The organism is Streptomyces sp. NPDC058326, from assembly GCF_042879855.1.
GTDB lineage: Bacteria > Actinomycetota > Actinomycetes > Streptomycetales > Streptomycetaceae > Streptomyces.
In genome coordinates this window covers 524,643-540,437 of record NZ_JBHVZO010000004.1, presented here as the reverse complement: position 1 = coordinate 540,437, position 15,795 = coordinate 524,643, and the positions used below count along the sequence as shown (strand labels likewise).

Below are 15,795 nucleotides of genomic sequence, written 5' to 3'. Positions count from 1 at the left end.
CGGAGTGCGTGTCCGGGCGGGAGGATCCGGCGGAACGGGTCCTTCCCGAGGGGTCTATACACCTCATGTATACATAGTGCGTATAGTCGCCTCCATGGCAGCGTCCTCCACCACTCCCCTCGCCCCCCGCCTGCTCAAGGCCGTCATCGTCTCCTCGGTCGCCGTCGCGGCGTCCCATCTGGTCCTGTCCGACACCCTGTTCCTGTCGTTCAGCGGTCAGGCGGCGGCGACGCTGGGGGCCGGGCCCGGGTACTCCTCGGACCAGGCGTTCACCGCCGCCGTCGTGAACACGGTCCTGCTCATGCCGCTCGTCCTCTGGATCGGCATGCGGGTCACGGGTGAGCGGAGGGTCGGCCCGATGGTGCTCGTGGGCGCGGTCGGCTGGGTCATCGCCGTCGGCGACGGCATCGACCTCCTCGACGACGCCCCGGGTGCGCTCCTCCCCCTCCGCTCCCTCGCCCTCGTCGTCCTCGTCACGGCCCTGGCCTCCGCGATCCGGCGGAAGCCCCGGAAGCCGTCCGGGGTCACCTCGGCACCCCCGATCTAAAGCAAGCACGCTTGATTGTTTCTGGTGTCGCTGTCATGCTCCTCGGCGAAGGCCCGTGAACGCCCGTCCCCCGAGGGGAGCGCACCGTGTCCGACCCCGTCGCCGTGCTCGACGACCTGCGAGACGAGAGTGGCGAACTCGACCGGATCGTCGGCGAGTTGAGCGAGGAACGGTGGGGGACGCCCACCCCCGCGCCCGGCTGGACCGTCGCCCACCAGATCGCGCACCTCGCCTGGACCGACCGCGCCGCGCTCCTCGCCGCCACCGATGCCGAGGCCTTCGCCGCCGAGACCGAGAAGGCCCTCGCCGCCCCCGATCGCTTCGTCGACGAAGGCGCCGAGGAAGGGGCGAAGCTGCCGCCCGGCGAGCTGCTCGCCCGCTGGCGCGAGGGCCGCGAACGGCTCCAGGAGGCTCTGCGCGCGGTGCCGGACGGCACTCGTTTCCCCTGGTACGGGCCGCCGATGAGCGCCCCCGCCATGGCCACCGCCCGGCTCATGGAGACCTGGGCGCACGGCCAGGACATCGCCGACGCCCTCGGCGTCGTCCGCGTGCCCACGGCCCGCCTCCGACACGTCGCCTGGATCGGCCACCGCGCCCGCGACTACGCCTACCTGGTACGGGGCCTCCCCGCCCCCACCGAACCCTTCCGCGTCGAACTCCTCGCTCCCGACGGGCAGATGTGGACGTACGGGCCCGAGGGCGCCGCCCAGAAGGTCACCGGCACCGCACTCGACTTCTGCCTCCTCGTCACGCAGCGCGTCCACCGCGACGACACGGCGCTCGTCGCCGAAGGACCGGACGCCGGGCACTGGCTCACCATCGCCCAGGCCTTCGCGGGCCCGGCCGGCCCGGGCCGCGCTCCCGAGGGGGCCTGATGGTCCTCCGTATCGGCAACGCCTCCGGCTTCTACGGCGACCGTTTCGACGCCGTCCGCGAGATGCTCACCGGCGGCGGGCCCGGCGGCGGACTCGACGTCCTCACCGGCGACTACCTCGCCGAACTGACCATGCTCATCCTCGGCCGCGACCAGCTGAAGGACCCGGCCGCCGGATACGCGAAGACCTTCCTGCGCCAGATGGAGGAGGGCCTCGGCCTCGCCCACGAGCGCGGGATCCGGATCGTCACCAACGCCGGCGGCCTCAACCCCGCCGGGCTCGCCGACGCCCTGCGCACCCTCGCCGCGAAGCTGGGCCTGCCGACCCGGATCGCGCACGTCGAGGGCGACCGGCTGCCCGCCACGGACGGCGTCCTCGCCGCCAACGCCTATCTCGGCGGCGCCGGGATCGCCGCCTGTCTCACCGCGGGCGCCGACGTCGTCGTCACCGGCCGGGTCACCGACGCCGCCCTCGTCACCGGGCCCGCCCAGTGGCACTTCGGCTGGGGCCCCGAGGAGTACGACCGGCTGGCGGGCGCGGTCGTCGCCGGGCACGTCCTGGAGTGCGGAACCCAGGCCACCGGCGGCAACTACGCCTTCTTCCGCGACCACGACCCGAGCGTCCTGCGCCGTCCCGGCTTCCCGGTCGCCGAGCTCCACGCGGACGGCAGCGCCGTCATCACCAAGCACCCCGGCACCGGCGGACTCGTCGACGTCGGTACGATCACGGCCCAGCTCCTGTACGAGACGGCAGGCGCCCGCTACCCCGGCCCCGACGTGACCGCCCGGCTCGACACCGTACGGCTCACGCGGGAGGGCCCCGACCGGGTCCGGATCGACGTCGTACGGGGTGAGGCGCCGCCCCCGACGCTCAAGGTCGGGCTCAGCAGGCTCGGCGGCTTCCGCAACGAGGTGGTGTTCGTCCTCACCGGGCTCGACATCGAGGCCAAGGCCCGGCTCGTGCGGGACCAGGTCGAGGACGCCCTCGCGAAGTGCCGCCCGGCGGAGGTCCGGTGGGAACTGGCCCGTACCGACCGGCCCGACGCCGGCACCGAGGAGACCGCGAGCGCCCTGCTCCGGCTCGTCGTCCGCGACCCCGGCCCCGAGGCCGTCGGCCGGGCCCTCACCGGCGCGGCGATCGAACTGGCCCTGGCGAGCTACCCCGGCTTCCACGTCACCGCCCCACCCGGCAGGGGCGCCCCCTACGGCGTCTTCGAGTCCGCGTACGTACCGGCCGCCGAGGTCCCGCACACGGCCGTCCTCCCGGACGGGACCCGCAGGGAAATCCCCGTACCGGTGGAGACCCGGGAGCCGGAGCCCGTACCCGGACCGGACCTTCCCGAGCCGCTCCCCGACGGGCCCGTCCGGCGCGTCCCGCTCGGCCGGGTCGCCGGGGCCCGCAGCGGCGACAAGGGCGGCGACGCCAACGTCGGCGTCTGGGTGCGGACGGACGAGGAGTGGCGCTGGCTGGCCCATGCCCTCACGGTCGACAGGCTGAAGGAGCTCCTCCCGGAGACGGCCGCGCTGACCGTCACCCGGCACGTCCTCCCGCGGCTCCGCGCGCTGAACTTCACCGTCGCCGGGATCCTCGGCGAGGGCGTCGCCTCCCAGGCCCGCTTCGACCCCCAGGCCAAGGCCCTCGGCGAATGGCTCCGCTCCCGCCACATCGACGTACCGGAGGAGCTCCTGTGACCGCCGTACCCGACGCCCTGCCGGAGGGATCCCCGTGACCGCCGTGCCCGACGACGTACCGGAGGAGCTCCTGTGACCGCCGTACCCGACGACCTGCCGGAGGGACCCCAGTGACCGTCCTCGCCTCCGCCCTCGACACCGGCGGACCCGAGTACCGGAGCAACCGCGCCGCCATGCTCGACAAGCTGGCCGCTCTCGACACCGAGCACGCCAAGGCCCTCGCGGGCGGCGGCGAGAAGTACACGGCCCGGCACAGGAAGCGCGGCAAGATGCTCGCCCGTGAGCGGGTCGAGCTGCTCGTCGACCCCGACTCGCCCTTCCTCGAACTGTCGCCGCTCGCCGCCTGGGGCAGCGCCTCCCCCGAGTACACGGTGGGCGCCTCCCTGATCACCGGGATCGGGGTCGTCGAGGGCGTCGAGTGCCTGATCACCGCCAACGACCCGACCGTGCGCGGCGGCGCCTCCAACCCGTGGACGCTGAAGAAGGCGCTGCGGGCCAACGAGATCGCGTACGCCAACCGGCTGCCCGTCATCTCGCTCGTCGAGTCCGGCGGCGCCGACCTCCCCTCCCAGAAGGAGATCTTCATCCCCGGCGGGGCGCTCTTCCGCGACCTCACGCGCCTCTCGGCGGCCGGCATCCCGACCGTCGCCGTCGTGTTCGGCAACTCGACGGCGGGCGGCGCGTACGTCCCCGGCATGTCCGACCACACCGTGATGATCAGGGAGCGCTCGAAGGTGTTCCTGGGCGGTCCGCCGCTCGTGAAGATGGCGACGGGCGAGGAGAGCGACGACGAGTCCCTCGGCGGCGCCGAGATGCACGCCAGCACGTCGGGGCTCGCCGACCACTACGCCGTCGACGAGACCGACGCGATCCGGCAGGCCCGCAGGATCGTCGCCCGCCTCAACCACCGCAAGGCGCATCCCGATCCGTTCACCGGAGAGCCTCCGAAGTACGACGGGGACGAGCTCCTCGGGATCGTCCCCGGCGACCTCAAGACCCCGTTCGACCCGCGCGAGGTGATCGCCCGGATCGTCGACGGCTCCGACTTCGACGAGTTCAAGCCGCTGTACGGGCCCAGCCTGGTGACCGGCTGGGCGGCCCTGCACGGCTACCCCGTCGGGATCCTCGCCAACGCGCAGGGCGTGCTCTTCGGCCCGGAGTCGCAGAAGGCGGCGCAGTTCATCCAGCTCGCCAACCAGCGGGACATCCCGCTCGTCTTCCTCCACAACACCACCGGCTACATGGTCGGCAAGGAGTACGAGCAGAGCGGCATCATCAAGCACGGCGCCATGATGATCAACGCGGTGTCGAACTCGCGGGTCCCGCACCTGTCCGTCCTCATGGGAGCGTCGTACGGCGCCGGGCACTACGGCATGTGCGGCCGGGCCTACGACCCCCGTTTCCTGTTCGCCTGGCCGAGCGCCAAGTCCGCCGTCATGGGCCCGCAGCAGCTCGCCGGCGTCCTGTCGATCGTGGCGAGGGCGAGCGCGGCCGCCAAGGGCCAGCCGTACGACGAGGACGCCGACGCCGGTCTGCGGGCGCTCGTCGAGGCGCAGATCGAGTCCGAGTCGCTGCCGATGTTCCTCTCGGGTCGGCTCTACGACGACGGGGTCATCGATCCCCGTGACACCCGCACGGTCCTCGGACTGTGCCTCTCCGCGATCCACACGGCACCGGTCGAGGGCGCGCGCGGCGGCTTCGGCGTCTTCCGAATGTGAGGCACCCCCGTTGACCACATCCGAGGTACCCACGTCGACCACGGCCGAGGCACGCACGTCGACCACATCCGAGGCGCCCACGTCGACCACGACCGAGGTGCCCACGTCGATCAGCTCCGAGGCACCCATGTTGATCACCTCCGTCCTCGTCGCCAACCGCGGCGAGATCGCCTGCCGCGTCTTCCGCACCTGCCGTGAGCTCGGGGTCTCCACCGTCGCCGTGTACTCCGACGCGGACGCCGGCGCCCTGCACGTCCGCGAGGCCGACGCGGCCGTACGGCTGCCGGGGGCCGCGCCGTCGGAGACGTACCTTCGCGGCGACCTGGTGGTGAAGGCGGCGCTCGCGGCGGGCGCGGACGCCGTCCACCCCGGCTACGGCTTCCTCTCCGAGAACGCCGCCTTCGCACGGGCCGTGCTCGACGCGGGTCTGGTGTGGATCGGGCCGCCGCCGGAGGCGATCGAGGCGATGGCCTCCAAGACCCGCGCCAAGGAGCTCCTCGGCATCGCCCCGCTCACCGACGTCACGGAGGCGGATCTGCCGGTCCTGGTGAAGGCGGCGGCGGGCGGCGGCGGCCGGGGCATGCGGATCGTACGAGAACTGTCCGCTCTGGAAGGCGAGTTGGAGGCCGCGTCGGCGGAGGCGGCGAGCGCCTTCGGGGACGGGGAGGTCTTCGTCGAGCCGTACGTGGAGAACGGCCGGCACGTCGAGGTGCAGGTCCTCGCCGACACCCACGGCACGGTGTGGGCACTCGGCACCCGCGACTGCTCCCTCCAGCGCCGCCACCAGAAGGTCGTCGAGGAGGCCCCCGCGCCCGGCCTGCCCGAGGCCCTGGAGGCCTCCCTCCTCGACACGGCCGTACGGGCGGCGAAGGCCGTCGGCTACACCGGCGCGGGCACCGTCGAGTTCCTGGTCGCGGACGTCCCCCGAGCTCTCGGCTCCGCTCGAGCAGGGGGGACCCCCAGGGCGCACTTCCTGGAGATGAACACCCGGCTCCAGGTCGAGCACCCGGTGACGGAGGAGGTGTACGGGGTCGACCTCGTCGCCCTCCAGTTCGCCGTCGCCGAGGGCCGCGCCCTGCCCCCCGAGCCGCCCGCCCCGCACGGCCACGCGGTCGAGGCCCGCCTCTACGCGGAGGACCCGGCCGGGGAGTGGGCGCCGCAGACCGGCGTCCTGCACCGTTTCGACCTGCCACGGGAGGGCCGGCTCCGGGTCGACACCGGGTACGCCTCCGGGGACACGATCGGCGTCCACTACGACCCGATGCTCGCCAAGGTCATCGCCCACGCCCCCACCCGCGCCGAGGCCGTCCGCAAGCTCGCCCACGCGCTTGAGCGGGCCCGGATCCACGGCCCGGTCACCAACCGGGAGCTGCTGGTCGCCTCGCTCCGGCACCCCGAGTACGCCCGGGAGGAAGCCCTCGACACCGGCTTCTACGACCGGAACCTGCCCGTCCTCGCCGCTCCGGGGGAGGGTGAGGAGTACGCGGCGGTGGCGGCGGCCCTCGCGGCGGCGGCCGCGCGCGCGAGCCGCTTCGGCGGCGGCTGGCGCAACCTGCGCTCGCAGGACGGGACGCGGGCGTACGGGGAGCACGAGGTCCGCTACCGGCCCACGCGGGACGGCGGATACGAGGTCACCGCCCCCGGAGGGGTCCGGGTCGTATCGGCCGCGCCCGACCGGGTGCGCCTCGAAGTCGGTGGCGTCGTAAGGGACTTCGAGGTCGCGCGGTACGGCGAGACCGTCCATGTCGGCCCGCACCGGCTCACCGCCCGCCCCCGCTTCCCCGACCCCGCCGGCCGGCGGGAACCCGGCTCCCTGCTCGCCCCCATGCCCGGCACCGTCGTCCGGGTCGCGGACGGCCTCGCCGTCGGCGACCGGGTCGGCGCCGGGCAGCCGCTCCTCTGGCTGGAGGCCATGAAGATGGAGCACCGCGTCGTCGCCCCCGCCTCCGGCACGCTCACCGCGCTCCACGCCGCCCCCGGCCGCCAGGTCGAGGTCGGTGCCCTGCTCGCCGTCGTACAGACCGATGTCCCGACCGAAGCACAGGAGGAAGACTCCGTATGAGCACCGACATCGAGCCGCAGGAACACTCCGAACTCCGCGCCGCCGTCTCGGCCCTCGGGCGGCGCCACGGCGCCGGTTTCGACCGGGCGGCCCTGTGGGCGGAGGCCGGGAAGCTCGGCTACCTCGGGGTGAACCTGCCCGAGGAGTACGGCGGCGGGGGTGGCGGCATGGCCGAACTCTCCATCGTGCTGGAGGAGGCGGGCGCCGCCGGGGCGCCGCTCCTGATGATGGTCGTCTCGCCCGCCATCTGTGGCACGGTCATCGCCCGCTTCGGCACCGAAGGGCAGAAGCGGGAGTGGCTGCCGGGGCTCGCGGACGGTTCGCGGACGATGGCTTTCGGGATCACCGAGCCGGACGCGGGCTCCAACTCGCACCGCATCACCACCACCGCGACCCGCACGGAGGAGGGCTGGGTCCTCAACGGCCGGAAGGTCTTCGTCTCCGGCGTCGACATCGCGGACGCGACCCTGATCGTGGGCCGTACGTCCGACGCCCGCACCGGCAACCTCAAGGCCTGTCTCTTCATCGTCCCGCGCGACACCCCCGGCTTCGGGCGCCGCCGCATCGAGATGGAACTGGCCGCCGACGAGAAGCAGTTCGAGCTGACCCTCGACGATGTGCACCTGCCGGCGGACGCCCTCGTCGGCGACGAGGACGCGGGCCTCCTCCAGCTCTTCGCGGGCCTCAACCCGGAGCGGATCATGACGGCCGCCTTCGCGATCGGGATGGGCCGCTACGCCCTCGCGCAGGCCGTGACGTACGCGAAGGAACGCCAGGTCTGGAAGGCGCCCATCGGCGCCCACCAGGCCATCGCGCATCCCCTGGCCCAGGCGCACATCGAGCTGGAACTGGCCCGTCTGATGATGCAGAAGGCGGCGAAGCTGTACGACGCGGGCGACGACCTGGGCGCGGGAGAGGCCGCGAACATGGCCAAGTACGCGGCGGCGGAGGCATGCGTGAAGGCCGTCGACACCTCCGTGCACACCCTCGGCGGCAACGGCCTCACCAAGGAGTTCGGCCTGGCCCGGCTGATCACGGCGTCCCGGGTGGCGCGGATCGCGCCGGTCAGCAGGGAGATGATCCTGAACTACGTGTCGACCCACTCCCTGGGGCTGCCCAAGTCGTACTGAGGCAGGGTGGGGAGCCCCCTGGTACCTGGACGCCGACCGCCCCCGGGCCCGGGGGCGGCCCGACCATGGCCGGTGTGTCCGGGCGGTGCACGCCGGCGGTCGGCTGCTCCGCCCGGCTGTCCTGCTGCACCGGCCGGGTGGAAGCAGCCGCAGAAGATGTGGCGACCGTGCTGTCCGGCCGCGAGAACTGACGGTTCCGGGAGTCCGCCGCGGCCCCGTCGGGCAGCCGTAGCGGACGTTTCGGCGTCAGCTGATGTGGTCGTACTTCCAGCCCGACGCGATCTTGACGCGGGGGGCGAAGGTGGACGTGCCGCGCAGGCCGGTGGCCGAGTAGCGGTAGACGTCGCCGGACGGGGTGACGGCGACCAGGTCGGACCGGCCGTCGCCGTCCATGTCGCCGGGCGAGGCCAGGTACGCGTACGTCTCCCAGCCCTTGCCGACCACGATGGGCGTCCCGAACGGCGCGGTGGCCGAGCCGGTGCCCGGGAGCACGTGCAGGTAGATGCCGTCGTGCCGGGTGACGAGGTCGGGGCGCCCGTCGCCCGTGACGTCCCCGGCGGCGATCAGGATGTCGTTCGTCATCCCCGTGCGGATCTTCACGGCCGCACCGAGGTACGCCGGACTGTGGCTCTTCAGGCCCGGGTGGAGGAACAGGTCGCCGGAGGAGCCCAGGCCGATGAAGTCGCTCTCGCCGTCGGCGGTGACGTCGCCCGGGGCGATCATCGTGAGGTAGTTCAGGAAGGCGCTGCCGGTGGAGACCTCGTGGCCGAGGCCGTCCCTCCACATGTGCATGCCCCGGTTGTCGGCGGTCAGCAGGTTGGACCGGTCGACCCCGTCCAGCGAGTGGCCGTTGACCGTCTCCCAGTGGTAGGCGTGGTCTCCGGCCGCGCCGTACTGCTGGGGCGCGGTGAACCTGCCGCCGGCCAGCGTCCTGTACGTGAAGGCGGTCCCCGCCTTGTCGACGACGAACAGGTCGTGCTTGCCGTGGTCCGGCAGGCCGCCCTGGCCGAGGTAGTACGAGAGGTTCTGGCCGCCGCCGCCGAAGTACGTCCGGGTCGCGAACTTGCCGCCGCCCGCGGAGAGGTACCGGTAGAACGTGCCGCTGTGCGTGCGGGCCAGCAGGTCGGCCCTGCCGTCGCCGTTCAGGTCGTCGGCGCCGATGACCTGGTTGTAGGTGTTCCAGCCGCCGCCGATCCTGACGCGGGGCTTGAACGGGGCGGTGGCGGAGCCGGTGCCCTTGTAGAAGTAGAGGTCGCCCGTAGGGGTCTTGGCGACGAGGTCGGCGATCGTGTCGCCGTCGATGTCGTTGGTGCCGACGAGCTGGTCGTAGATCTGCCAGCCGCCGCCGACCCTGACACGCGACCTGAACGGGCCGCCTTCGTACGGCGACAGTGTGCCCTTGCTGCCGTAGAGGTAGAGCGTGCCGTCGGGGGTACGGGCCAGCAGGTCCTGGAATCCGTCCCTGGTGAGGTCTCCGGGGGCGAGGACCTTGTTGTAGATGTGCCAGCCTCGCCCCTGCCACGGGACTCCGTCGGTGGCCGTGGGGCTCACGGTGGAGTGCAGCGCGAGGGTGCCGTCAGGGTGGAGCGTCAGCACTTCCGGGGTGTCGCTGCCCGTGAGGTCGTCCGCGGGCAGGATCTCCAGGCTGTCGGCGGCCAGCGTGAACGCCGCGCTGGTGCCCGTCTTCGACAGGGCCACCGACAGCTTGCCGGTGGCGGCCGACCGGTAGATCCGGTCGCTGCGGCCGTCACCGTCCAGGTCGAACCGGGGCTTCGCGGCGGCGGTGGTGCCGGCCGGTGCCGCGACGGCGGTGGAGACCGGTCCTCCGGTCACGAGGCCCACGGTGAGCGCGAAGGCCGTGCAGGCCGCGAGCCGGTGGCTTCGGCGGGGGTGGAGCGCGTGGTGCAAAGTCCCTCCTGGGACGTGGCGAGGGGAACGGGAGCTGGAGGCGGGGGTTCCGGAAACGTCCGGATCGTAAGGCCCGCGGGGGGCGGAAATGAAGATCTGTCGCGTACAACCTTTTCATCGGACCGCCGATCCGGTATGCGCGGTACTCGCGAGACCCCCCGCGGCCCCCTGAATCATGCATGCGTGCTTGATTGTTTCGGTGGAGTGCTGCCAAGGTCTCCCCAAGCCGTACCGGCACGAGCGATCCTGACGACTCCGATCACCGTCCACCGCTCCCTCCCCATCCACGACGCGGTCCTCGGCCGTGCCGCCGAGCGCGGCGACACGCCCGCGCTGATCGACGGCACCGGCGAGTTCACCCTCACCCACGCGCAGGTCGACGCCTTTCACCGGCTCGTCGCCGCCGGCCTCGCCGAGGCCGGTGTGCGGAAGGGGGACGTGCTCGCGCTGCACAGCCCCAACACCGTGCTGTTCCCCATCGCCTTCTACGCCGCCACGCGCGCGGGTGCGGCCGTCACCACCGTGCACCCGCTCGCCACGCCCGAGGAGTTCGCGAAGCAGCTCCGCGACGCCGCGGCGCGCTGGATCGTGACCGTGTCGCCCCTGCTGCCCGCCGCCCGCGCGGCGGCCGAACTCGCGGGCGGCATCGAGGAGATCTTCGTCTGCGACCAGGCGGAGACGGGTGACGTCCGCTCGCTACAGGACTTCCTGGGCTCCACCGGACCCGTGCCCGAGCCCGACGTCGACCCGGACGAGGACGTGGCGGTCCTCCCGTACTCCTCCGGCACCACCGGCGTCCCCAAGGGCGTGATGCTCACGCACACCTCCATCGCGACCAACCTGGCCCAGCTGGAGCCGCTCATCCCGATGGGGCCGGGGGACCGCATCCTCGCCGTGCTGCCCTTCTTCCACATCTACGGGCTCACGGCCCTCATGAACGCGCCCCTCCGCCAGGGCGCCACCGTCGTCGTCCTGCCCCGCTTCGAACTCGACACCTTCCTCGGTGCCGTCCAGAAGCACCGCATCAGCGGCCTGTACGTCGCCCCGCCGATCGTGCTCGCCCTCGCCAAGCACCCGGCCGTCGCCGACTACGACCTGTCCTCCCTGAAGTACATCGTCAGCGCCGCCGCGCCGCTCGACGCGGCCCTCGCGGAGGCCTGTTCGGCGCGGCTCGGGCTGCCCCCGGTCCTCCAGGCGTACGGCATGACGGAGCTGTCCCCGGGCACCCATGTCGTCCCGCTCGACGCCCCGAACCCCCCACCCGGCACCGTCGGCAGGCTGCTGCCCTCCACCGAGATGCGGATCCTGTCCCTCGACGACCCGTCGAAGGACGCCGCCCCGGGGGAGGAGGGCGAGGTCGCCATCCGGGGGCCGCAGGTCATGAAGGGGTACCTCGGGCGTCCCGACGCCACCGCCGCCATGATCGACGACGACGGCTGGGTGCACACCGGTGACATCGGGCGGGTCGACGCCGACGGCTGGCTGTTCGTCGTCGACCGCGTCAAGGAACTCATCAAGTACAAGGGCTTCCAGGTCGCCCCCGCCGAACTCGAAGCGCTCCTCCTCACCCACGAGGGCGTCGCCGACGCCGCCGTCATCGGCGTCACCGACGCGGACGGCACCGAGATACCCAAGGCCTTCGTCGTACGCCAGCCTGCCGCGCCCGACCTCTCGGCGGAGGACGTCATGGCGCACGTCGCCGCTCGGGTCGCCCCGTACAAGAAGGTCCGCGGTGTCGAGTTCGTCGACACCGTCCCCCGGGCAGCCTCCGGGAAGATCCTCCGCAGGGAGCTCCGCGACCGGGCGCGCTCCGAGACCGAGAGTTGAGGGACCGCACATGACCCTGGTCGCCGTCGCCGAGGAGCGGGGGATCACCACCCTCGCCCTGGACTCCCCGGCCACTCGCAACGCGCTCTCCGCGCCGCTCGTCACCGAGCTCGCCGACGCCCTCACCGCCTGCGGCAAGGACCCGGCGGTCCGGGCGGTGGTCCTCACCCATACCGGGACCACCTTCAGCGCGGGCGCCGACCTGAAGGCGCCGCCGAGCCCGTACGCCTTCGTGGACCTGCTCCGGCAGGTCGTCGAGCTGCCGAAGCCGGTCGTCGGCCACGTCACCGCGGGCGGTCACACCCGGGCCGGCGGCCTCGGGCTGCTCGGCGCCTGCGACATCGTGGTGGCGGGGGAGGGGGCGGACTTCGCCCTCACGGAGGTACGGATCGGGGTCGCGCCCGCCGTCATCTCCCTCACCCTCCTTCCGAAGCTGGAGCCGCGCGCGGCTGCCCGCCACTATCTGACGGGGGAGCGGTTCGGCGTTCCCGAGGCCGTCGCCATGGGCCTCGTGACGGCGGGCGAGGACGCCCTTCCCGGCATCCTCGACTCCTTCCGCGCCGCTTCCCCGCAGGGCCTGCGGGAGGCGAAGCGGCTGGTCACCGCTAGAGTCCTGGAGACCTTCGAACGCGACGCGGAGGACCTGGTGAGGACCTCGGCCACGCTCTTCGCCTCCGCCGAGGCGCGCGAGGGGATGACGGCCTTCCTCGAACGACGGGACCCCGCATGGCGGCTCTGACCGCACCGAAGCCGGACCGGAACCCCCAGCAGGCGGGGAATCCCAAGCCGGACCGGAACCCCAAGCAGGACAGGAGCCGCGCCACCCGGCAGCGGCTCCTGGAGGCGGCCGTGGCCTGCCTGGCCGAGCACGGCTGGGCGGGGTCGACGGTCGCCGTCGTCGCGGAACGGGCCGGGGTGTCCCGGGGCGCGGCCCAGCACCACTTCCCGACCCGCGAGGACCTGTTCACGGCGGCCGTCGAGTACGTCGCGGAGGAGCGTTCCCAGGCGCTGCGGAACCTGCCGTCCCGCGACCGGCACGAGGCCGTCGCCGCGCTCGTCGACCTGTACACGGGGCCGCTGTTCCGGGCCGCCCTGCACCTGTGGGTGGCCGCCGCCGACGAGGACCAGCTCCGCGACCGGGTCACCGACCTGGAGGCCCGTGTCGGCCGGGAGTCGCACCGCATCGCCGTCGAGGTCCTCGGCGCCGACGAGTCGCGCCCCGGTGTCCGCGAGACCGTCCAGGGACTCCTGGACATGGCACGCGGTCTGGGTCTCGCGACCCTCCTGACGGACGACCGCGCCCGCCGGGAGCGGGTGGTCTCCCAGTGGGCGCGGCTCCTTGACGAGGCGCTGGCGTAGCGGATCCGGAGGCCCACCCGCCCGGGACCACCGCCCCGGCTGACCCGCCCGGGGCCACTGTCCGGGCTGACCCGCCCGGGGGCCACCGCCCCGGCTCACCCGCCCGGGATCAGTCGGGCGCGGGCCCTGCGGGTCACATGCCCGGGATCTCCCGGGCGTGGAAGGCCGCGCGTACGGCGTTCGCCGCCGACGTGCCGTACATCTTCTGCGCGGTCTCGACCGTCGTGCGGGCCGCGTCGGCGAAGCTGGTGTCGGGCGCGAAGCCGAACTGCGCGTTGACGATGATCCGGTCGGCGGTCCTCGCTCCGAGGGAGGTGCGGATGTCGAGGAGCGCCCGGGACCAGATCTCGCCGTCGGCGTGGACCTCGCCCTCCCGGTCCGCGTACGTCTTGGTGCCGTCGAGGCGGCGCAGGCAGTGCGGCGCCTCGCTGTAGCCGGTGGCGTCCCAGTCGGCGACGCAGGCCTGGTCGGCCTTGAGCGGCCAGTCGTACTTCTCGATCGCGTGCGTGCCGACGGCCACGGCCAGGTAGTCGCCGAAGGCCTCGCCGATCGCGCCGGACTCGGCGGTGGTGCCGAAGCCGGGCACCTGGGCGTGGTGCACGGCGTGGCCGTACTCGTGGACGATGACCTCGGCGTCCTCGGCGTCGTCCACGCCGCCCTTGCCGAAGCGGATCTCGGCCTTCTTGTCGGTGAAGTACGAGTTGTCGGCGCCCCACTGGTTGAGCCGGACCGGCTGGACGCGGTCGTTGGCCCCGGGGAGCTCGGTGCCGAAGCCGAGGCTCTGGAGGTACTCCTGTGACTCGTTGACCCAGAAGTACGCCATGACCTGCTCGAACTGGTCGTCGGAGCGGTTGTACGCGGTGGCGCCGGCGATCGTGGCGGGCTTGCCGGTCTCGGAGCGGACGTCGGCCCACCGGCCGGAGAGCCCGCCGCTCGCGTCGAGGTTCCGCAGCGTGACGAGGGCGTACGCGGAGGCGGGGACGTCGCTCACCGCGTCCTTGTGGTCGGTGAGCGACTGGTCGCCGGTGGACTGGACCGGGTTGACCATGAAGACGCGCGCCTGCGGCAGCGAGGCGGCGGAGGCTCCGGCCGACGGGAACAGCGCGGCGGTGGCGACGGCCGTGGTGGCGACGGCCGCGGCGACCAGGCCACGAGAGGTGCGGCGGGTCATGGACATCCTCCTGCGATGGGATGCTGCGACGGGAAGCTTGGCGTGTACTCACCACGCGGTGGCGGCGATCTTCGCGTACGCCCGGCACTTTGAACAGACCCGGAGGAGGATGCGCCGGACGTGACCCGGGCCACAGTCGATCGCCGGGGCCCGCAGTACTCTGGTCGCATGCCTACGCTCGTACGCCGTCGCCACGTGGACTTCGTCCGCGTCACGAGCATGAGCTGTCGCCGCTCCGCCTGACCCTCCCGGGCACCACCACCGCCCCCCAGGGTCCCCGTCAGAGCCCCAGCCGACCGGCACCCGTGGCCCCCGCCCCACCCTCGGCGGCCGCCCCGGGCACCCGTAGACCCCGCGGATGCACCCATGACGAACAGCTCGTACCCGTCCCAGCTCCCCATCGTCGACCTCTCGGCAGCCGACCGTGATCCCCAGGCCCGGAGGCTCCTGCGCGCGCAGCTCCACTCGGCCGCCCATGACGTCGGCTTCTTCCAGCTCGTCGGGCACGGGGTGACCGAGGCCGAGACCCGGGCCCTGACCTCGGCGATGCGTGCCTTCTTCGCGCTGCCCGAGGCCGACCGGCTCGCCCTCGACAACCTCAACTCGCCGCACTTCCGCGGCTACACCCGCATCGGCGACGAGCGCACCCAGGGCTCCCGTGACTGGCGCGACCAGCTCGACATCGGCGCCGAGCGCCCCGCGCACGCCCCCGCGCCGTGGGAGGCCCCGTACTGGTGGCTCGAAGGCCCCAACCAGTGGCCGGCCGCGCTTCCCGAGCTGCGTACCGCCGCCCTGCACTGGATCGAGCGGCTCAGCGGGGTCGCCGAGCGGCTGCTCCACGAGCTGCTCGCCTCGATCGGGGCGCCCGCGGACTTCTACGACGACATCTTCGGCCCGCGCGCCCATCCGCAGCTGAAGCTGGTGCGCTACCCGGGCAGCAGCGGCGAGGGCGACGACCAGGGCGTCGGCGCGCACAAGGACTACGGCTTCCTCACGCTGCTGCTCCAGGACCAGGTGGGCGGGCTCCAGGTCCAGCGGGAGGACGGGAACTTCCACGACGTGCCGCCGCTGCCGGGCGCGTTCGTCGTGAACCTCGGCGAGCTGCTCGAAGTGGCCACGAACGGCTATCTGATCGCGACGAACCACCGGGTGGTCTCACCGCCCGGGGCGACGGAACGATTCTCCGTGCCGTTCTTCTACAACCCGCGGCTCGACGCCCGGATCGCGCCGCTGGCCTTCCCGCACGCGGACACGGCACCCGGTGTCACGGCCGACCCGGCGAACCCGCTGTTCGCCGAGTACGGGTTCAACGCCCTGAAGGGGAAGCTCCGCGCCCACCCGCTGGTGGCGGCGCGCCACCACGCGGACCTCCTCCTGCACCCGGACGGCCGCCCGACCCAGCCGATCCCGCAGGCTCAGCTGGTCTAGCTGGTCTAGCTGGTCCAGCCGGTCCATCGGTCCCGGTGGACGGAGCGGTCCGGCGGGCCTCACCGGCCCGGCCGGCGCC

General features: G+C 73.0%; 12 protein-coding genes. 10 read left to right on the top strand and 2 right to left on the bottom strand.

The window, feature by feature from the left end; translation table 11 throughout:
* Positions 1-94 precede the first annotated feature (94 nt).
* The 6 genes from ACFVYX_RS11210 to ACFVYX_RS11185 all read left to right on the top strand — a co-directional run bounded on the left by ACFVYX_RS11210 (position 95) and on the right by ACFVYX_RS11185 (position 8,023).
* Positions 95-547 (top strand): hypothetical protein, encoded by a 453-nt coding sequence (locus ACFVYX_RS11210; RefSeq protein ID WP_389681045.1) that lies wholly within the window; start codon positions 95-97, stop codon positions 545-547.
* Positions 548-633: 86 nt separating this feature from the next.
* Positions 634-1,422, top strand: a complete 789-nt coding sequence (locus ACFVYX_RS11205; protein ID WP_389681044.1) for a TIGR03084 family metal-binding protein — start codon at positions 634-636, stop codon at positions 1,420-1,422.
* A complete protein-coding gene (locus tag ACFVYX_RS11200; RefSeq protein ID WP_389681043.1) occupies positions 1,422-3,113 on the top strand; it encodes an acyclic terpene utilization AtuA family protein in 1,692 nt (563 codons plus the stop codon). The genes ACFVYX_RS11205 and ACFVYX_RS11200 overlap by 1 nt, the downstream gene beginning before the upstream one ends.
* Positions 3,114-3,223: 110 nt before the next feature.
* Positions 3,224-4,831, top strand: coding sequence for an acyl-CoA carboxylase subunit beta (locus ACFVYX_RS11195; RefSeq protein WP_389681042.1), 1,608 nt, complete (start codon positions 3,224-3,226; stop codon positions 4,829-4,831).
* Positions 4,832-4,961: 130 nt separating this feature from the next.
* Positions 4,962-6,893, top strand: coding sequence for an acetyl/propionyl/methylcrotonyl-CoA carboxylase subunit alpha (locus ACFVYX_RS11190; RefSeq protein WP_389681129.1), 1,932 nt, complete (start codon positions 4,962-4,964; stop codon positions 6,891-6,893).
* Positions 6,890-8,023 (top strand): acyl-CoA dehydrogenase family protein, encoded by a 1,134-nt coding sequence (locus ACFVYX_RS11185; RefSeq protein WP_389681041.1) that lies wholly within the window; start codon positions 6,890-6,892, stop codon positions 8,021-8,023. Before ACFVYX_RS11190 ends, ACFVYX_RS11185 begins: the two co-directional genes overlap by 4 nt.
* Positions 8,024-8,269: 246 nt before the next feature.
* On the opposite strand, the gene ACFVYX_RS11180 is transcribed toward ACFVYX_RS11185, so the two are convergent.
* Positions 8,270-9,931, bottom strand: a complete 1,662-nt coding sequence (locus tag ACFVYX_RS11180) for an FG-GAP repeat domain-containing protein (protein WP_389681040.1) — start codon at positions 9,929-9,931, stop codon at positions 8,270-8,272.
* Positions 9,932-10,174: 243 nt separating this feature from the next.
* On the opposite strand from ACFVYX_RS11180, the gene ACFVYX_RS11175 reads away from it, so the two are divergent.
* From ACFVYX_RS11175 to ACFVYX_RS11165, 3 genes are read left to right on the top strand one after another with little or no spacing between them, the layout of a single operon-like run.
* Positions 10,175-11,758: an AMP-binding protein gene (locus ACFVYX_RS11175; RefSeq protein ID WP_389681128.1), complete on the top strand. Its 1,584-nt coding sequence runs from the start codon at positions 10,175-10,177 to the stop codon at positions 11,756-11,758.
* A gap of 10 nt (positions 11,759-11,768) precedes the next feature.
* Positions 11,769-12,497: an enoyl-CoA hydratase family protein gene (locus ACFVYX_RS11170; protein WP_389681039.1), complete on the top strand. Its 729-nt coding sequence runs from the start codon at positions 11,769-11,771 to the stop codon at positions 12,495-12,497.
* A complete protein-coding gene (locus tag ACFVYX_RS11165; RefSeq protein WP_389681038.1) occupies positions 12,485-13,117 on the top strand; it encodes a TetR/AcrR family transcriptional regulator in 633 nt (210 codons plus the stop codon). Before ACFVYX_RS11170 ends, ACFVYX_RS11165 begins: the two co-directional genes overlap by 13 nt.
* A gap of 133 nt (positions 13,118-13,250) precedes the next feature.
* Here the strand turns inward: ACFVYX_RS11165 and ACFVYX_RS11160 are convergent, their stop codons facing one another.
* A complete protein-coding gene (locus ACFVYX_RS11160; RefSeq protein WP_389681037.1) occupies positions 13,251-14,288 on the bottom strand; it encodes a M4 family metallopeptidase in 1,038 nt (345 codons plus the stop codon).
* A 366-nt stretch (positions 14,289-14,654) separates the two neighbouring features.
* On the opposite strand from ACFVYX_RS11160, the gene ACFVYX_RS11155 reads away from it, so the two are divergent.
* Positions 14,655-15,716, top strand: a complete 1,062-nt coding sequence (locus ACFVYX_RS11155) for an isopenicillin N synthase family dioxygenase (RefSeq protein ID WP_389681036.1) — start codon at positions 14,655-14,657, stop codon at positions 15,714-15,716.
* Positions 15,717-15,795 lie beyond the last annotated feature (79 nt).

Bases quoted from the DNA above. Each gene is read 5' to 3' on its own strand.
- ACFVYX_RS11210 (WP_389681045.1), top strand. From the start codon at position 95: ATGGCAGCGTCCTCCACCACTCCCCTCGCCCCCCGCCTGCTCAAGGCC.
- ACFVYX_RS11200 (WP_389681043.1), top strand. From the start codon at position 1,422: ATGGTCCTCCGTATCGGCAACGCCTCCGGCTTCTACGGCGACCGTTTC.
- ACFVYX_RS11185 (WP_389681041.1), top strand. From the start codon at position 6,890: ATGAGCACCGACATCGAGCCGCAGGAACACTCCGAACTCCGCGCCGCC.
- ACFVYX_RS11170 (WP_389681039.1), top strand. From the start codon at position 11,769: ATGACCCTGGTCGCCGTCGCCGAGGAGCGGGGGATCACCACCCTCGCC.
- ACFVYX_RS11165 (WP_389681038.1), top strand. From the start codon at position 12,485: ATGGCGGCTCTGACCGCACCGAAGCCGGACCGGAACCCCCAGCAGGCG.
- ACFVYX_RS11160 (WP_389681037.1), bottom strand. From the start codon at position 14,288: ATGACCCGCCGCACCTCTCGTGGCCTGGTCGCCGCGGCCGTCGCCACC.
- ACFVYX_RS11155 (WP_389681036.1), top strand. From the start codon at position 14,655: ATGACGAACAGCTCGTACCCGTCCCAGCTCCCCATCGTCGACCTCTCG.